Raw genomic sequence first — 16,743 nt, 5'->3', positions numbered from 1 at the left:
TTGGGGAAGCCCGATACGCATCGATTACGACTTACCCGACTTGCTCTTATCGTTTTGCAATTTGGCAATCGCCTCGCCGAACTCGGAGACATCTTCGAAGGCGCGGTAAACCGAGGCGAAACGGATATAGGCCACCTTGTCGAGATTGACCAGGTGTTCCATCATCAGGTTACCTATCATCTTAGAGGTCACTTCGCGCTCGCCCGTGGCTCTAAGGGTCGACTTGATCTTGCTTAGCGCCTGCTCTATTTCGTCCATCGACACCGGGCGTTTCTCGACCGCCCTCAGCATGCCGCCGCGCAGCTTGTCTTCGTCGAAGGGTTGGCGACTGCCATCTTGTTTAACCACTCGCGGCATCACCAGCTCGGCGCCTTCGAAGGTGGTAAATCTCTCGTGGCAAAGCAGACACTCGCGGCGACGACGTACCTGATGACCATCGGCCACCAAACGAGAATCGATCACCTTAGTGTCAGTTGCGCTGCAAAACGGACAATGCATTGAGCCTCCAGCAAATGCTAATCGGTATCTTGGGGAGCTTTCCCTTGAAATAGATACAAAAATGGCCGCTACCAATATTAAATCAGTAGCGGCCATCGGAGTTTACCCGATTTACCCCTTAAGGTTAACCGTAAACAGGGAACTTAGCGCACAATTCAAGCACCTGGTTCTTCACGCGCTCGATAGTGGCTTCGTTGTTGATGTCATCTAACACATCACAGATCCAGTTGGTCAGCTCAACCGCTTCAGCTTCTTTGAAGCCACGACGTGTGATGGCTGGCGAACCGATACGCAGGCCTGAGGTCACGAAAGGTGAACGTGGGTCGTTAGGTACTGAGTTCTTGTTTACCGTGATGTTGGCACGGCCCAGCGCCGCATCGGCATCTTTACCTGTGATATCTTTAGCGATCAGATCCAGCAGGAACAGGTGGTTTTCGGTGCCGCCAGAAACCACATCGAAACCACGCTCGATGAAGGTGTTAGCCATCGCCTTAGCGTTAACTACTACCTGCTGTTGGTATTCCTTGAACTCAGGAGACAGTGCTTCCTTGAAGGCCACCGCCTTACCGGCGATAACGTGCATCAAAGGACCACCCTGACCACCTGGGAATACCGCAGAGTTCAGCTTCTTGTACAGGTCTTCATCGTTCGCCGCAGACAGGATAATACCGCCGCGAGGACCGGCTAGGGTCTTGTGAGTAGTAGAAGTTACCACGTGTGCGTGTGGCACTGGGTTTGGATAGACACCGGCGGCGATAAGGCCTGCAACGTGCGCCATGTCGACAAACAGGTAAGCGCCAATCTTGTCGGCGATTTCACGCATACGCGCCCAGTCAACGATACCAGAATAGGCAGAGAAACCACCGATCATCATCTTAGGCTTGTGCTCTACAGCCAGACGCTCCATCTCGTCATAGTCGATCTTGCCAGACTCGTCGATGCCGTAAGGAACTATGTTGTACAGCTTACCAGAGAAGTTTACTGGAGAGCCGTGCGTCAGGTGACCGCCGTGAGCCAGGTTCATACCCAGAACGGTATCGCCTGGTTGCAGTAGCGCCATGTAGACTGCGCTGTTAGCCTGTGAGCCGGAGTGAGGCTGAACGTTAGCATAGGTCGCACCGAAAAGTTCCTTGGCGCGTTCGATGGCCAGGTTCTCAACGATGTCGACATGTTCACAACCACCGTAGTAACGCTTGCCAGGATAGCCTTCGGCGTACTTGTTAGTCAGCTGAGAACCTTGAGCCTCCATCACGCGAGGAGAGGTGTAGTTCTCCGAGGCGATTAGCTCGATGTGCTCTTCTTGACGACGAGTCTCTTCCTGGATCGCTTGAAACAGTTGCGGATCAAAGTCAGCGATGTTCATCTCTTTTTTCAGCATTGGTCACTCCAGCTGTGAAAGTCTTATAAGGTAGGGTTGCGCGGTATTCTACAGTGCATTCGATCACAATCCCAGCATTTGCGACATGAAATTAGTTGCGATTCAGCCTGAGAAATGTTCATCAAAATGCACCTTAGGACAAAAGTGGGGCTAAGGTGGCCTGATTTGCCAAGACTCCTTTTTTGCAAGGGACAAAATGGCTGGTTTACAGCCTGTTGAACGAAAACACTGTTTTAATTACCCAACAAAAATGACGGCACTGGGCCGTCATTTTGCATTAGCAATCGTAATCAGTAATGGTAATCAGCAACCGTGATCAGTCATGGTACTCAGTAGTAGTATTCGAGTTGCAGCCAGCTGCGCTGGCTGATATCAAGCTCCCTTCAATCATTGGCGTTGCTATGAAGTGGATTGAGCAGCTAGGCTCGTTGCAATCACACAGCAGAGTCACGCCCTGTCATGATGAGAATTCAACGTCATTAAATAAGGAACTAAAATCATTAATCCCCCTTAAATTGCATCCTAATGAACAAATGCAACATAGAGTCCCTAAGCCAAAGCTTCCCGTTAGCCATTACAGTAGTAAAGCCACCGAAAATCCGATTTAAGTTCTAAGGCGATTACAGTAGAATTGCCCCCATTGTTTCGTCAGTGAGTAAACTTTTTTATGGCTCAGTTTGTATACAGCATGCTACGCGTGGGCAAGATAGTCCCGCCGAAGAAGCAGATCCTTAAAGATATTTCCCTAAGCTTTTTCCCCGGCGCCAAGATTGGTGTATTAGGTCTTAACGGTTCGGGTAAGTCTACCCTGCTGCGCATCATGGCCGGTATCGATACCGAGATCGAGGGTGAAGCACGTCCAATGCAGGACCTAAAAATAGGTTACCTGCCCCAGGAGCCTAAACTAGATCCTCAGCAGACAGTGCGCGAAGCGATCGAAGAAGCGGTAAGTGAGGCCAAGAACGCCCTGACCCGTCTCGATGAGGTTTACGCCCTGTACGCCGAGCCAGATGCCGATTTCGACGCCCTTGCCAAGGAGCAGGGTGAGCTGGAAGCCATCATCCAGGCTCAGGATGCCCACAACCTGGACAACATTCTCGAGCGCGCCGCCAACGCCCTGCGTCTGCCGGACTGGGACGAGAAGATTGAGGTGCTGTCTGGTGGTGAGCGTCGCCGTGTGGCTATCTGTCGTCTGCTGCTTGAAAAGCCAGATATGTTGCTGCTGGACGAACCGACCAACCACTTGGACGCCGAGTCTGTGGCCTGGTTAGAGCGCTTCCTGCAGGAATACACAGGTACCGTTGTGGCCATTACCCACGATAGATACTTCCTCGACAACGCCGCCGGCTGGATCCTAGAACTCGACCGTGGCGAGGGTATCCCATGGGAAGGCAACTACTCTTCCTGGCTAGAACAGAAAGAGGCCCGTCTGAAGCAGGAATCGGCTGCCGAAAGTGCCCGTCAGAAGACCATCGCCAAGGAACTCGAGTGGGTTCGCCAGGGCGCTAAGGGTCGCCAGTCTAAGGGCAAGGCACGTATGGCACGCTTCGAAGAGCTGAACACCAACGATTACCAGAAACGTAACGAGACCAACGAGCTGTTTATTCCGCCAGGACCACGTCTGGGCGACAAGGTTATCGAGGTCAACAACCTGACCAAGTCCTATGGTGACCGCGTGCTGATCGACAACCTGAGCTTCAGCGTACCTAAAGGCGCCATCGTCGGTATTATCGGTGCAAACGGTGCCGGTAAGTCGACCCTGTTTAAGATGATCAGCGGCGCCGAGCGGCCAGACAGCGGCAGCATCGAAGTGGGTGACACGGTTCAGATCGCCTCGGTGGAACAGTTCCGTGATGCCATGAACGACAAGGCGACCGTATGGGAGGAGATCTCCGGCGGTCAGGATATCATGCGTATCAATAACACAGAGATCCCGAGCCGCGCCTACGTGGGCCGCTTCAACTTCCGTGGTGGCGATCAGCAGAAGATCATCGGCACCCTGTCCGGTGGTGAGCGCAACCGTGTGCACCTTGCCAAGCTGCTCCAAGCGGGCGGCAACGTGCTGCTTCTCGATGAGCCCACCAACGATCTCGACGTCGAAACCCTGCGCGCCCTGGAAGAAGCCCTGCTTGAATTCCCTGGCTGTGCCATGGTGATCTCGCATGACCGTTGGTTCCTCGACAGAATCGCCACCCACATCCTGGATTACCGCGACGAGGGTCAGGTGAACTTCTACGAGGGTAACTACACAGAATACTCGACCTGGCTGAAAGAGACTCTGGGTACGGATGTGATTGAGCCGCATCGTCTCAAGTACAAGCGCATGAGCTAACGCGCGCATCTCGCACTCTCGAGTAATTTCAGTAGCGCAAAACACATACAAACGGAGGCAGTAGTCTCCGTTTTTTTATCTTCTCTTCCCAAAGCCTCCCCTTTTTAAAAGGGGCTAACATGGAAACAAAAGCGTGCTAGGATTGAACGCCTATCCGCCAACAACATCAGAATAATAAAAGGATTTGTCTTGAATAGATCACTCTGGCTAATGCCCCTAGACTCAGCGCTAAAGGCAGCCAGCTTATGCCTGGCCGGTCTACTGGCCCTACAGGCTTTAGCCGTTCAGGCGCAAACTCAGCAAGATACTAAGGCAGTGACTCAAGCCAGCACGAATTCAGGCATTAGTGACGGCCCCTATCTATTTCTCAACCCCAAGGCCGATATGGCCGATTGGATCTGCGAAGGCGAGCATAAACAGACCCGCGTCAACCAGGGACAGCTGAGCCGCCCCGAACATTGCGGTCAGCTCCCTGAGCCCAGCCTGAATCCGCAGGCTAAAGAGGTGCTGGCCGACAGCTATCAAGGGGTGGATAAGATAGTGGCGCTCAGCGACGTTCATGGTCAATATGAGGTGCTGCTGCAGCTGCTGCGCCGCCATAAGATCATCGACCAGAATGACAACTGGGCCTTCGGCAAGGGCCATATGGTGATAACGGGCGATATGTTCGACCGCGGCCCTCAGGTTAACGAGGTGCTCTGGTTCATGTACAAGCTCGACAAGCAGGCCAAGGCCGCCGGCGGCCAGCTGCACCTCTTGATGGGCAACCACGAGCAGATGGTAATGCGCGGTGACCTGCGCTACGTCAACGACAAGTACCAGACCGCCAGCAAGCTGCTTGATCGCAGCTATGATGAGTTGTACGGTCAGGACAGCGAATTAGGCCAATGGCTGAGAAGTAAGCACACTATCGTTAAGATCAACGACACCCTCTTCCTCCATGGCGGCATCAGTCAGGAGTGGGTCGACCGCGGCCTGACACTGGCCAGGGCCAACAGCCTCTACCGGGAAAATATCGACAAGAGTAAGGCCGAGCTAAAGCAAGATGAGCTGCTCAACTTTCTCTTCTTCGGCAACGGCCCCACCTGGTATCGCGGCTACTTTAAGCCAGACTTCGATACCCAGGAGCTGGCCAACATCCTGGACTACTTCAAGGTCAAGCGCATCGTCGTGGGCCATACCTCACAGACTCGGGTACTAGGCCTGTTCGACAACCGGGTTATCGCCATCGACAGCAGCATCAAAAAAGGCCTGTCTGGTGAACTGCTCCTCATAGAGAAAGACCAGCTGATCCGCGGTCAGTATGACGGCAGTCAAACACCGCTATGATATCCGCTGCCTAGCCAGTCTACAGCTTTGACTAGCTAGGCGACTTCTTAACTTAGCTTTGCAGAGACTTGGCTAGGCTCTCGCCTTTCACCAAACCTTACACTCCCCCTAAAGACAGCGCCTAAAAACAGAGTCCAAAAGCTGAGGTTTAAATCAAAGGCTAGCGCCGTGGCATACTTCCTTTTCCACCTGTTCTACTGTCACCTCTTTCGCCTTTCACCAGATGCTTTCACCCACTGTTTTTAGCCAACTGTTTTTAGCCAACTGTTTTTAGCCAAAGTGTGACCCATTTCCACATGTGACAAGTTGAGAATGAAATTAATTCTCATTAGTGTTAAGCTGCGATTTTTATTCTTCTGCCCTGCCGCTCACACAGCGTGTGAGCATGGCAATGGCGCCATAACGAAAGGTAACAATCTAATGCGTCGTCTCCTATGGAAATGGCATGGCTGGCTCGGACTCTTCGCCGCCCTACCGCTTTTTATCATCGCCCTAACCGGTAGTGTGCTGGTGTTTAAGAGCGAGCTCGAACACCTATTGATGCCCGAAAAGGTGCTCGCCGCCAGCGAGACTCGCCTGAGTTTCACCCAGCTACTGAGGTCGGCTGACGAGGCGTTGCCGCAACATGAAATTCTTGGCTGGCAGTTTGCGACTAACGCCGGCGAGGCAGATAAGCTCTATGTCGCCAAACAGGGGACCTATGACTGGCAACTCCTGTTTGTCGACCCAAGCCAAGGCAGCCTACTGAGCCAACCGGTCGGCCTGAGTCACTACCTGCTGGACTGGCTGCTGGAGCTGCACTACACCCTGCTTGCGGATCATCTGGGGCTAGCGGTTACCGCATTAGTATCTATCTTGCTGATCTTGCTCTCCTTATCTGGATTTATACTACACCGTCAGTTTTGGCGAACCTTCTTCACCCTTAGATGGGGCAAGAGCCTGCGCCTGTTTCTCAGCGATAGCCACAAGATGCTGGGGATCATAGGTGCACCACTCTTCCTGATCCTGGGTTTCACCGGTGCCTGGTGGAACATAGAGCACATCATCGAGGAGTGGCACGAACCCGACCCCAAGACCCTAGTCATCACCCAGAGTTATTACAACAAGCAGCTGGATGTGGAAGCACTGCTGACACAGGCGACTCAGGTGATCCCAGGCTTTCAGACCCACTATGTGCGCTTCCCCGACAAGAGCTATGCCGGCATCCACCTGTTTGGCGCCGCCCAAGATCGCGGCGCGCTTCGCAGCGACTATGGCTCTATCGTCAGTTTCGATGATAAATCTGGTCAGCTCAGTGCCAGTGTCGATGCCACCAAGGCCGGCGGGCTTTATCAGTTTGTCGATAGTTTCCGTCCGCTGCATTACGGCAACTTCGGCGGACTGGTCAGCAAAATCATCTGGTGTGTAGTAGGCTTCTTACCTAGCCTGATGGCCCTTTCCGGTTACCTGATGTGGCGAGCGCGGCGTAAACCGCAAACACGGCGCCGCGTAAAACAAACGATCGAGAGTCCTAGCAAACGAGACGCTAAAGAAGGTTTGGCCAAGGCCTGATATTTGATAATTCGCACTTGATAGAAGTAAAAAGCCGGGTAATAACCCGGCTTTTTTTATGACGCCTCGATAGCGCTCTCAATGACACTCTTGACGGCACTCTCGATTACACTCTTAGTGGCAACTAACCTTCCATGGGCCAATTGTGCTCTAACATACGGCCCTGACTGGTACTAAACGCCTCTTCTTTCTTAGCACACTCATAGACGCGCTTCACCGTCATGGGCTTGCCGTCCGTGTGCGGCAACGCAGGCAGCTGACTACCGACGAGCTGCTTTTTGTATTGTGGCGCCTTGCTGGGCTGCCAGGAGAAACGCACCAGCACCTGCCCCTCATTGGTCTCAATGAAACACTTGTAGTCTTCTCTAGTCTCGGCCTTGAGCGGCCCGGCCATTGCAAAACCAGCAACTAACGCCAGCAAAGTTAATTTATTCACGCTAATTCTCTCAATCATTCTCTTTATCATCTCACGCCTCGGCATCTCTTGCTCGAACAGCATCACCTACTCGAACTGCATCCCTTACTCACCAACTGCATCAACTACTCGCTATAGTAGTAGAGCTTTTTGGCTCGCAGACGACCACCTATGCAGCGGTTATCCCCGGCTGGACAATCGTCATCGGGTGCAACCTTCTCCATCTTCTCGGCGGCGTTACCTATGCCGATCAGATACATGTAGGCATCACCATCCTTTCCTTGCCCCCCCTTGTTGTCGGCAGGGATCACCAACTGAGGAGTGTCTAATACCAAGTTACCCGCTTCGAGCTTAGTTGAGGTGTAGGTACTGGTACCATATTGAAGATTAAAGCTTCTTAAATATCCTTTACCTGAGCTCAAACACTGATTAGTATTCTTGGAATTTCCAGGAACGAAAGTGGTAAACAACACCTTACCCTTGATAATGGTCGCCGGTGACAGGTTCTTCTCACCATCCTCGGGAAATTTGAAATACCAACCCAGTTTCTTACCGATAGCCAGCTTATCGGGCGTGATCTCCGCAGCTGACTTGGTATTTTCATAGAGATCGCCGATAGTCAAAGCCGCTGGCGCCTTAGGCCTGCCTGTACCACCAAAGGTCTGAGACACCACGTTTCTGTCTTGCAGAACGAAGAGGATATCCTCTCGGGAAGTATCCGACGGCGCCGCCCTGTGACCACTCCCCACCACCACGGCATCGTAAGGCACATTCTGACTGGTGGTCACCTTTGTGGTCTTGCCATTGACCGTATGATCAACCACAGAGACGTTATTAATCAAGGTCTGTGCCACAGCAGGCGCCGAGTAGAAACGACGATTCTGCAGCAGCGACTTGCCACCTAGATCGGCAAACTTAAAGGCTGACCAGCTGGCCTTATCCGCCCTTGGCATATCCATGCGCCAGACGCTACCGGCGGTATCGACCGCATAAATGCGGTCGGTATTGCCATCTCCGTCGGCATCGAGTACCGCAACACCGCTGGGAATGCTGTCCTGTATCCCTGGCAATGCCGTGTCACCACCGGCGCCAAACTGATGGATAAGTTTGCCGGTATCGGCATCGACGATAAACACACCGCGCCCCTTACTGTCCGTGGTTCCGACACTCGTGCTATCCTTACCTGCCGGCGAGTAACCGGCACCGAAGATGAGCACAGGCTTATCCGTGCCGCTGGCGCTACGAATCGTGGTGACCACTGGCGTCGACCAGGATTGTCCAAGCTCACTCAAGCCCGGCGAGCTGGCATCGATACGCCACTTGAAACTTGGCGAATCAGGGTTACTGATATCCAGGGCATAGTAACTACCACCACCGCGGCGCATGCCGAAAAAGAGCCAGGCTTTTTCTATGCCTGAGGCGCCATTTTTCACATATGCAGCCGGAGAACCATCGACACCATAGACTGAGTGCACGCCCGTCGGCACATTGTTTCTCAGGGCCTGAATATTAGGCAGCAGTTCGTAAGGCATGAAGGCCCAACTCTCGCTAACTTCATTGGCAGTGGTGTCATCCTTGAACATATGCATGAAACCATGGTTGGTGCCAACCAAAATACGGATATCTGGGCTGGACTTACTGCCAAAGTTCAATGCCAGAGGCTTTGAGTGCAGTGCATCGCCCATGATGTCGCTGCGCCAGTTCTTGGCGGGATTGGCAATGCTAGACAGGTTCTTCTCGTTGTCCACATCCAGCCCCTTGGCCCAGTCGAAAAGTTCCTTGAGCTGACTCTTATCCACCCCCATGAAATTGGCCAGGTCATCCTTACCACCTGCCTTACTGGCCGCCGCCGACAGACTGAGCTTGTCCATGCCGCCCCCCAGATTACTGTAGAGGGTTCGACTATCTGCACTCTGCATGGCCGACAGCACGCCGCCCTTGCGCACATCGTTGCCATCACCGCAGAGCTTCTTGGGCGTCCAATAGGAGCAAGCGCTGTCTTTAATATTGCCGTCTTCGCCGATCGCCAGGTTACCCTCGGCGTCTAGTACCTTGCCTTCGGAGTCGACTCTGAACTTCTTAATATTCCCCGTCCAACGCGGGCCCCTGTCCGGCAGGAACATGGAGTAATAGGCATAGTTAAAGGTCTGAGTACGGTTAAAGTTGTTACTGGCCACAGAGGGAGAGGTGAAGCTGGCGCTATTGGCCAACACCTCATTCACCGCCTGTTGAATCGAGCCCTGCAGCTTAGTCGCGTCGGTGGCATCGAAATAGCTTCCGCCCCCTTTGCTCGCCACCTTCTTGAGCAGATCTTCGGCCTTTTTCGCGCCCTCACTGAAGCCAATGGTGTGGGTGATCACATGTTGATCACCATCCACTTTATCATTCACATCGTTGCGATACATCCAGCTTGAGAGCGAACTCATGTAACTGGTGCTGTGCTTATCGACACCTTGGGTCAACGGCTTTACATACTTGTCTGCTGCGCTATCTAGGGTCGGTTCACCATCTGTAATATAGACGATATAAGCATTGTTCTGACACTTCTTGAAAGGACTTTGATAGGTATTCGTGTTCTCTTTGAGCGCATTGGCGTCAAAGCCAGGGTTCAGTTTGGCGTTATACGACCATCCTCTACCTCGATAGTTTTTATCATCATCACCAAAGCGCATAGGCTTTCCGGCGAAGTAGAGATATGCCTCGTAGAGGGTCTCGCAAAGAGGAGTATTCCACGCCCCCTCGATTTTCTGCACCCCTTCGAGAAGCTTCACTTTTTCATCTGACGAGAGGGTCTTAATCGCCTTGATGATACGGCCACCGTTACGGCCATTCTTCTCGGTATCGTCCGGGCCATTCATGTTAAAAATCGCCAGACCAAAATCCACTCCAGGCGTGGTTAAGATAACGTTTTTTATTGCATTTTTGGCCAAATCCATTCGAGTTATATTTTCCGTTGCCTTCTTACTGTGATACCAACGAAGGTAATCCTCGGTATACACTGTGAGCACCCGCCCGGTGCCAAAGCCGGTAAGCTGCGCCTGCTCCTTGGCGGTCTTCTTGATGCTATCACTCGAACTACTGCTGACATTGTTATACATGATTGGCGTGGTGAGAGAGCCTTGACTGTCGATCGGCAGCCCCTTAGTTAGCCCACTGGCGTTGAGATACTTGCCATCTTGAATGTCTTCATAGCAATCCACCGCCTTGGCATTCAGACCGTTGTTGTCGCCAAACTCACGCCAGGCACCATTGGCGCCGCTGTAGGTATACTTACGGAAGAAACCGGTAAAGATGCCATAGTCGTTGAGCAACTCCCATGAGCTCTCACAGCCGTTAATCGACGCTGAAAATTTACGCCGCTCGTTAGGATCATCTGGATTGGGCAACTTATTCTTACCCTGATCACCCTTAACATAATAGAGCATCCCTTGCTGGCCATTATTAACACTGGAACTACCACCAGCCCCTGGCTTATAAGGCACATCCACATCATAGACTGTGGTGCCCATACTGCCTGAGTTATCGAAGATGATCAGGATTTGTGGCCTGGCCCCAGTACGGGCGCTCGCCTCATAGACATATAACTCGGTATCATCGGCCCACGAAGAAGCCGATAGAAGACTCATGATGGCAGTCAACAGAGCAACAAAGCTTTTCACAAGCGCTCCCTTTCGCTGCATTATGATATTTGCCAGAGCAGACTGACCAGCGCGCAAAATATCCATTTCACTAAACCTATTACTTCAAATTTTTTTAATTTTTTAAATGACCCCCTACCCCACTCCCACGGCTCAACTCTCAATCCTAGATGACAAAGGTTATCATCCAAAGACAGACTTTCAGACAAGAGAAAACTAGCCGGAAGCATGAATTTGGCAATACAAGATGAGACAAAAGTGCGATAGAAAGCGGATTTAACACGCCATTGATACAAAATGCAACATTTTTAACCAAATTGAATCATGCAAACAGGAGGAACATCGAATTTTGAATGAATAGCGAACTTAGCCAGCAAGAGTGCTATTTTATTGACACTGGAATGACCAGTTTAATAAACAAACAAACTTAGACTAAAGCAAAAACTCAAGCATAAATTAAAATCCTGAATAAAAAGGATTTATTTGAAATGAAGAGGCGTTAATTAAACAACTAGTCAGATGAAAACAAGATTGAGTCAGCCGTCGTATTAATGACACTTGCGTCATCTCAGCCATCTTGATGAATATTTAATCACCAAAGCCTGTGAAATATTCACTTTTTCTTTAAGATGTAAATTTTTCAACTTAATGGCTATTTAGGCCAAACATAGAAATATGAAATTAATCTAATAAATTATTTGAGGTAATCTTCTTTTATGACAATCACCTTTTATGACAATCATCTTTAAGACAACAAATCTAGAGACAATTATCAATGTGAAATCATAAGTAAAAGATAATCGAGCGCCCCCCAATTTTGTCGGCAATTATTCAGCCCCATTTTTAAATTTGCTCTTCCTAACTAATACGTTTTAAGAAAACTCATAGCACTTGAGGGAAACAAGTTAACCAGCCAAGAGTTGGCAACTTACAGGGTCAACCGGCTCAACATCGACCTCGACAGCATTGGCACTGAGACAAGTTCTCGGTGAAAGGCATTTTACGATTACGCGCTAAGGATCAGATGAAGCACTGTGAAGGTCTTGTCTCTGTCTTTTCTCTGTCTTGCCCCTATCTCACACAGAGGCAAGACAGGAGCGTCACTCTTGCATCGAGTCATCTAGTCGAACATCCAGCCACTCAGGCTCCGCTTGCCTGCTGTTTGGCGATGGCGGTCTCAAGCTGGGCGGCGACGAAGCCAGGTGAGCGGGTGCGACCCGAGATCAGCCGATACATGGCAGGGATCACCAACAGGGTCACCAGGGTGGCGAACGCCATGCCGAAGAACACCACAGTGCCCACGGCGATCCGGCTCTCAGAACCGGCGCCACTCGATAGAATCAAGGGCACGGCACCGACCAAGGTGGTGAAGGCTGTCATCAGGATGGGGCGCAGGCGACGCGCGGAGGCGTCCAGTATCGCCTGGTCCAGCGAGGCGCCCCTATCCCTGAGCTGATTGGCAAACTCGACAATCAGTATGCCATTTTTGGTTACCATGCCGATCAGCATGATCATCCCGATCTGGCTATAGATGTTGAGCCCAAGCCCCATCAGATAAAGACCGATGAATCCACCGAAGATCCCCATGGGAACCGTCAGCATTACCACCAGCGGATTGATAAAACTCTCGAACTGGGCCGCCAGCACCAGGTAGGCCACCAGCAGCGCTAAGCCGAAGACCAGCATGACGCTGCTTTGATTTTCCTTAAACTCTTTCGACTCCCCCGTGTAGCTGATGCTGATATCGCCGGGTAAGATCTCGATAGCCTTGGCATCGAGGAAGTCCAACGCCTCGCCTAAGGTAAAGCCCTCACCGAGGTTGGCCTTGAGAGTTATCGACTTCTGCTTATTGGTATGGCTTAGCTTATGGGCCGAGGCGACCTCTTCGATGTGGGTGATGGCATCTAGGGTGATCAGCTCACCGTTGGCGGCGCGCATATAGATCTGACTCAGGTCCGCCATGCTGTTAAAGCTCTCCTCCTTGCCCCGCAGATATACGTCATACTCTTCGCCGCGCTCGATAAAGCTAGTCTCGCTGCGTCCACCTAGCATCACCTCCAGAGTCTGAGACACCTGAGCCACGCTGATCCCCAGTTCCGCAGCGCGCTGCCTGTCCACGCTCACCACCAGCTCTGGGGTGGTCTCGGCATAGTCAAGATCGGCCCCCGTGACGATTGGCGAGGCATCGGCGATCGCCTTAAGCTCGCTCGCCCACTTGAACAGCTCATCATAGTCACTGCCACCCAGCACAAATTGCACCGGCTCGCTGGACTTGCCCCTAAAGCCAGGCAACATGGGCCGCACCATTACATCGGGGATCCCCTTGAGCGCCTTAGCCACCACGGCCAGTGCCTGCTGCGCGTTGATATCACGGGCCTGCCAATCCTCTAGCTGCATGATCACAAAGCCGGTTTGATCCCCGGCCCGCCCCCCGAACGCCGGCGCCTGTACGCTAAAGGATTTGATCACCCCCTGGCTGAGCAGCGGCATCAGGCGCTGCTCGACGATATCCATATTGGCCGTCATACGGTTGTAGCTGGTGCCCTCCGCGCCCTTGACGAAGGCGAAGATCACGCCTCTGTCTTCCTGGGGCGCCAGCTGCGCCGGCACCTGGTTCATCAGCAGACCGCTACCTATGACACAGGCGACAATCACCACAGGCGCCGCCAGGCGGTAACGCACCGCCCAGGCCACAGCTCGGCGATACCAAGCTTCGAGTCGAGCAAAGCCGCTGTCCATCAGGCGGTTAAGGGCATTGGGCCTGTGTTTACGCTTGAGGAGCTTGCTGCCAAGGACTGGGGTCAGTGTTAGGGCGATAACCGATGAGAAGATCACCGCCATGGCCAGCATCACGGCAAATTCGGTAAAGAGGCGCCCCACCATGCCATCCATGAAGGAGATAGGCAAAAACACCATCACCAACACGGCGGTAGTCGCCACCACGGCAAATCCTACCTCTCTGGCCCCCTTATAGGCCGCCAGAATCGCAGGTTCACCCCGCTCGATATGATGGAAGATGTTTTCGACCACCACGATGGCATCATCCACCACCAGGCCTATGGCTAAGATAAGCGCCATCAGGGTCAGGAGATTAATGGAGTAACCCAGGTAGTTGGCGGCGATGAAGGCCGAGATCAGCGACACAGGCACAGTCACCGCGGGGATCAGCGTCGCTCTCGCCTGACCGATAAACAGATAAAGCACCAAGACCACCAGGGCCCCGGTGATATAGAGGGTGTTGTACACCTCGCCGATAGACTGGTCGATAAAGACGGTCGAGTCATAATCCACCGACAGCTGAGTGCCCTCGGGCAGGAATTTCTGGAGCTTATCCACCTCCTCGCGCACCCGCTGCGCCACCAGCAGAGGATTGGCATCCGACTGGGCCACGATCCCCAGGCTGAGGTTAGGCACGCCGTCACTCTTGAAGGTGGAGTTTTCATTCTCGGCGCCGATAAACACCCGCGCCACGTCCTTAAGATAAATGGGGCTGCCGTCGCTGGCAGTTCGCACCGCCAGGTAATCGAAATCTTCGGGATGCAGGTAGAGCCTGGCGGTGCGCACCGTCATCACAGTCGTGTCGTTGCGTACCTCACCGCCCGGGCTCTCCACGTTTTCGCTGCGCAGCGCATCGGTAATATCTGTGGTGGTCACCCCACGCCCGGCCATCAACTTAGGATCCAGCTGCACATACATTACCTTATAGAGACCGCCGGAGATGTTTACCGAGCTCACCCCGGTGATCTGGCTAAATCTGTCCTCAAGCACTCGCTGGGCATAATCGGTCAGCTGAGTCCTATCCATGGTGCTGGAGCTGAGGTTGATGTAAACGGAAGGCTCGCCCGATCCATTATCCTTGGAGACGATGGGCTCATCGGCCTCGTCGGGCAGACGACGCTGGGCGCGGGCCACGGCGTCGCGCACATCGCTCACCCCTTCGGTTAGGTTCCAGTCCAGATCGAAGCTGATGGTGATGCGTGACATGCCGTTGCGGGTCACAGAGGTGATCTCGTCGATGCCGCTGATCCCCGTCAGCTCATCCTCGAGCACTGTGGTGATCTGACTCTCCATGATGCTGGCGGAGGCGCCGCTGTAACTGGTCATCACAGTCACCACGGGGCTCTCAACGTCCGGCATCTCTCGCACCGCCAGCTTGGAGAAACTCACCAGACCAAATACACACAGCAGCAAGCTTAAGACGATCGCCACCACGGGGCGTTTTACCGACACATCCGATAGCAACATTAGCTCTGCCCCCGTGCGGTGTCAGTCTCGCCCGTCTGAGCCTGTTTCTGAGTCTGGGCCTGTGTCTGGGTCTGAGTCAAACGCCTGCCTCCCAGCCCCTCGGCGAACTGGCCAGTTTCAACGTCTTCCACCTTGATGCCATCACGCATGTTGACCAGCCCCTTGACCACGATTCTGTCGCCCAAGGATAAGCCATCATCGATCAACACCTGATCGTCGATACGCGCCCCCAGGGTCACCTGAGTGCGGCGAGCAATATTGTCGCCATCGATCACATAGACGAAACGTTTGGTGCCTGAATATTCCAGCGCCTGCACCGGCACCACCGCCTGAGTCACAGGGGCAAAATTAAGCCGCGCCGAGATCAACATGCCGGGCCTGAGCTGAAGGCTGGGATTGTCAAAATTCACCCTCACCTTAAGATTAAGGGTCTCGGGATTGATCCGCGGCGCCATGGCCACCACCTGACCATGAAACTGGGCGCCGGGCCAGGCGCTGCTGCTGGCCACCACTGGCATGCCTAGATAGATCTGCGACAGATAACGCTCGGGGATCTGCAGATCCAGACGCATGCTGGAGAGATCGTCCAGGCTGACCAGCTCGCTGCCCACACTCACCAGCTTGCCCAGACTAAAGTCCACCAGCCCGATCACCCCGTCGAAGGGGGCCTTGAGGGTGTGATAATCCAGATCCGCCTGAGCGGCCTGGAGCCTGGCCTCGGCGATATCGACGCTGGCCAGCTGAGCATCTATCTCGGTCTGGGTAATGGCGTGTTGTTCTATGAGCCGCTTGTACTCGCCTAACTTGCGCCGCTCATCGTTCAGATAGGCCTTGGCCTCTGCAAGATTTGCCTTGGCCTTGGCATCTTCGAGATGCACCAATACCTGCCCCTGAGACACCGCCTGATTGTCGCTTAAGTTGATCGCCTGCACCTTACCCGATACCTCGGCAGCTATCTGCACCGAGCGATTGGCGGCAAGCTTGCCCACCAAAGAGAGATGCTGAGCCACTTCATGGGCCTCGACCCGGGCACTGGCAATCGGCACGGCTCTGGCCCCAGCTTTGACATTAGCTGTGTTGGCATTAGCTGCTTTGACATTAGCTGTGTTGGCGTTAGCAGCTTTGCCATTTACAACTTGGGGCTGAGATGTTGACGACTGATTCTTGGCCTGATTGGCAGCAACGGCAAAGGTGAGCAAGGCGGCTATCGCCAGCACGCCAAGGGGAATGTACAGGTATTTTTTATCCATTGGGGCGGTATCTTATCCATGGGCTTTTCAACTGCCCCTATTGTAAAATGGCGCCGCCCTTTGGAGGGTAAAGCAATGTAAAGCTGCGCAAAGCGTCACATTCATTG

The 16,743-nt window shown here is 53.1% G+C and carries 9 protein-coding genes; 3 read left to right on the top strand and 6 right to left on the bottom strand.

Features of this window, described 5'->3' with window-relative positions:
• Nucleotides 1-24 precede the first annotated feature (24 nt).
• Nucleotides 25-498 carry a transcriptional regulator NrdR gene (gene nrdR / locus K0J45_RS05925; RefSeq protein WP_220044635.1) on the bottom strand — a complete coding sequence of 158 codons (474 nt, stop codon included), beginning with the start codon at nt 496-498 and terminating at the stop codon, nt 25-27.
• A 124-nt stretch (nt 499-622) separates the two neighbouring features.
• Nucleotides 623-1,876, bottom strand: a complete 1,254-nt coding sequence (gene glyA, locus K0J45_RS05920) for a serine hydroxymethyltransferase (RefSeq protein WP_011864987.1) — start codon at nt 1,874-1,876, stop codon at nt 623-625.
• A 667-nt stretch (nt 1,877-2,543) separates the two neighbouring features.
• Between glyA and ettA the strand changes: the two genes are divergently transcribed.
• From ettA to K0J45_RS05905, 3 genes are all read left to right on the top strand, one after another.
• Nucleotides 2,544-4,208 (top strand): energy-dependent translational throttle protein EttA, encoded by a 1,665-nt coding sequence (gene ettA, locus K0J45_RS05915; protein ID WP_220044634.1) that lies wholly within the window; start codon nt 2,544-2,546, stop codon nt 4,206-4,208.
• Nucleotides 4,209-4,418: 210 nt separating this feature from the next.
• Nucleotides 4,419-5,537, top strand: coding sequence for a metallophosphoesterase (locus K0J45_RS05910; protein ID WP_220045227.1), 1,119 nt, complete (start codon nt 4,419-4,421; stop codon nt 5,535-5,537).
• A gap of 420 nt (nt 5,538-5,957) precedes the next feature.
• The gene (locus K0J45_RS05905; RefSeq protein WP_220044633.1) at nt 5,958-7,088 is read left to right on the top strand and encodes a PepSY-associated TM helix domain-containing protein; all 1,131 of its coding nucleotides are present in this window, start codon (nt 5,958-5,960) and stop codon (nt 7,086-7,088) included.
• 124 nt (nt 7,089-7,212) lie between these two features.
• Here K0J45_RS05905 and K0J45_RS05900 read toward each other — a convergent pair whose 3' ends face one another.
• The 4 genes from K0J45_RS05900 to K0J45_RS05885 form a co-directional block, all read right to left on the bottom strand.
• On the bottom strand, nt 7,213-7,524 hold the full coding sequence (locus tag K0J45_RS05900) for a TapY2 family type IVa secretion system protein (protein ID WP_220044632.1): 312 nt from the start codon (nt 7,522-7,524) through the stop codon (nt 7,213-7,215).
• A gap of 104 nt (nt 7,525-7,628) precedes the next feature.
• Nucleotides 7,629-11,183, bottom strand: coding sequence for a pilus assembly protein (locus tag K0J45_RS05895; protein ID WP_258406824.1), 3,555 nt, complete (start codon nt 11,181-11,183; stop codon nt 7,629-7,631).
• Between the two features lie 1,098 nt (nt 11,184-12,281).
• On the bottom strand, nt 12,282-15,386 hold the full coding sequence (locus K0J45_RS05890) for a multidrug efflux RND transporter permease subunit (protein WP_220044630.1): 3,105 nt from the start codon (nt 15,384-15,386) through the stop codon (nt 12,282-12,284).
• Nucleotides 15,386-16,636, bottom strand: coding sequence for an efflux RND transporter periplasmic adaptor subunit (locus K0J45_RS05885; RefSeq protein WP_220044629.1), 1,251 nt, complete (start codon nt 16,634-16,636; stop codon nt 15,386-15,388). Before K0J45_RS05885 ends, K0J45_RS05890 begins: the two co-directional genes overlap by 1 nt.
• Nucleotides 16,637-16,743 lie beyond the last annotated feature (107 nt).

It is taken from the genome of Shewanella alkalitolerans (assembly GCF_019457575.1).
GTDB classification, from domain to species: Bacteria; Pseudomonadota; Gammaproteobacteria; order Enterobacterales; family Shewanellaceae; genus Shewanella; species Shewanella loihica.
Note: the sequence above shows the minus strand (reverse complement) of the source record. Positions and strands in the feature narration are given on the sequence as shown.

What these genes read in the sequence shown, in the direction of transcription:
- nrdR (WP_220044635.1), bottom strand. Translation starts at nt 498, where the DNA reads ATGCATTGTCCGTTTTGCAGCGCAACTGACACTAAGGTGATCGATTCT.
- glyA (WP_011864987.1), bottom strand. Translation starts at nt 1,876, where the DNA reads ATGCTGAAAAAAGAGATGAACATCGCTGACTTTGATCCGCAACTGTTT.
- ettA (WP_220044634.1), top strand. Translation starts at nt 2,544, where the DNA reads ATGGCTCAGTTTGTATACAGCATGCTACGCGTGGGCAAGATAGTCCCG.
- K0J45_RS05910 (WP_220045227.1), top strand. Translation starts at nt 4,419, where the DNA reads ATGCCCCTAGACTCAGCGCTAAAGGCAGCCAGCTTATGCCTGGCCGGT.
- K0J45_RS05905 (WP_220044633.1), top strand. Translation starts at nt 5,958, where the DNA reads ATGCGTCGTCTCCTATGGAAATGGCATGGCTGGCTCGGACTCTTCGCC.
- K0J45_RS05895 (WP_258406824.1), bottom strand. Translation starts at nt 11,183, where the DNA reads ATGCAGCGAAAGGGAGCGCTTGTGAAAAGCTTTGTTGCTCTGTTGACT.
- K0J45_RS05890 (WP_220044630.1), bottom strand. Translation starts at nt 15,386, where the DNA reads ATGTTGCTATCGGATGTGTCGGTAAAACGCCCCGTGGTGGCGATCGTC.
- K0J45_RS05885 (WP_220044629.1), bottom strand. Translation starts at nt 16,636, where the DNA reads ATGGATAAAAAATACCTGTACATTCCCCTTGGCGTGCTGGCGATAGCC.